Consider the following 1,735-nt stretch of genomic DNA (forward strand, 5'->3'; position numbering starts at 1 on the left):
TTAGGCCGCGGCCCGGCTCAGCTCGGAAGCGCCGGCGGCGCCCGCGGTCTGCTCCTTCAGCGCCGCGATCAGGCCGGGACGGTCGAACTTGGCGACATAGTCGTGGAAGCCGGCCTGACGGCCGCGCTCGATCGCCGCCGGCGACACCAGCGCCGACAGGCCGATGATCGGCGTCGCGGCGAGATTGTTGTCGGAACGGATCACTTCCGCGAACTCGAACCCGTTCATGTCGGGCATCTCGATGTCGGTCAGCACCACGTCGAAGCTCTGGGCGCGGAGCGCGGCAAGGCCCTCCTGCGCGGTCGGCGCGGTGCGGACACGGTAACCGGCGGCCTTGAGCACCGGCGCCAGCATGTTGCGGAAGAAGGCTGAATCGTCGACCAGCAGCACCGACTGCGAGTGCATCGACGGCTTCATCTCCTTGCGGGTGAACCAGTCGGAGAACGCCATCGGCAGGAAGTGGCCGACGTCGATCACCTCGGTGGCCTGGCCCTTGATCACGGCCGAGCCCAGAATGCCCGAACTTGAACCGCCGACCTCGATGTTGAGCCGTTCCTCGACGATGTCGATGATCTCGTCGACGACGAGGCCCATGGAGCGGCCGTCGTCGGCGAACACCAGGATCGGCTGGACGCCCTGGCTGGCAATGGTGACGCCTTCCATGGCCACCAGCGGCATCAGCTGCTCGCGGTACTGCACCATGTAGCGGCCGTTGCTGAACTCGATCTTGTCTGCGGGGAGCTCTTCCAGGCGGGTGACGAGCCCGAGCGGGACCGCCTTGGGCTGGGACGAGCCAGCGCGGAACACCAGCAGCGAGGTGGTCTGCTCGCCCGATCCGATGTGATGGCCGGCCGCTTCGTCGCCCATGTCATGGGCCGAGGAGCCGGCGGCGCCGAGCGCCTTCGCAATGCCGTTGGGATCGATGATCATGATCACCGCGCCATCGCCCAGAATGGTGTTGCCGGAGAACATGTCGATGTGACGCAGCTTGGTCGACATCGGCTTGACCACGATCTCCTCGGTGTGGAACACGCCGTCGACCACGATGCCGAAGGTCTGGCTGCCGACCTGGGTCACCACGATGAAGCCGTTCTCGGGGTCGGAGGCCGCGCCGTCGTCGATCTTGAGCAGCTTCTTCAGGTGGATCAGCGGCAACAGCTTGTTGCGGAGCCTGAGGACCGCGGTGTCCTTGATGCGCTCGATGCGGTGCTCGGAGTTGGCGCGGGCCCGCACCAATTCCACCACCGAGAGCTGCGGGATGGCGAAGCGGTCGCCGGCGGCTTCCACGATCAGGGCCGAGACGATGGCGAGCGTCAGCGGGATCTTGATGGTGACGCTCGAGCCTTCGCCGGCCACGCTCTTGATGTCGATGGTGCCGCCGATCTGGTCGATATTGGTGCGCACCACGTCCATGCCGACGCCGCGCCCCGACACCGAGGTGACGGCGGCCGCGGTCGAGAAGCCCGGCGCGAAGATGAACTTGTGGATCTGGGCTTCGCTCATCTTCTCCAGCTCAGCCTCGGTGACGAGACCGGAGGAGATGGCCTTGGCCTTGATCTTCTCGGTGTTGAGGCCGCGGCCGTTGTCGGCGATGCAGATGATGATGTGGCCGCCCTCGTGATAGGCGGACAGGCGAATGGTGCCCTGCTCGCCCTTGCCGCCAGCCAGCCGCTCGGCGGGGGTCTCGAGGCCATGATCGGCGGAGTTGCGCACCATGTGGGTGAGCGGGTCCTTG

General features: G+C 66.5%; 1 protein-coding gene. It reads right to left on the reverse strand.

Features of this window, described 5'->3' with window-relative positions:
• The coding region (locus ACM42_RS08410) for a hybrid sensor histidine kinase/response regulator (RefSeq protein ID WP_271527491.1) at positions 1 to 1,735 on the reverse strand (1,735 nt) is incomplete at its 5' end.

It is taken from the genome of Bradyrhizobium sp. CCBAU 25338, from assembly GCF_028128965.1.
GTDB classification, from domain to species: Bacteria; Pseudomonadota; Alphaproteobacteria; order Rhizobiales; family Xanthobacteraceae; genus Bradyrhizobium; species Bradyrhizobium liaoningense.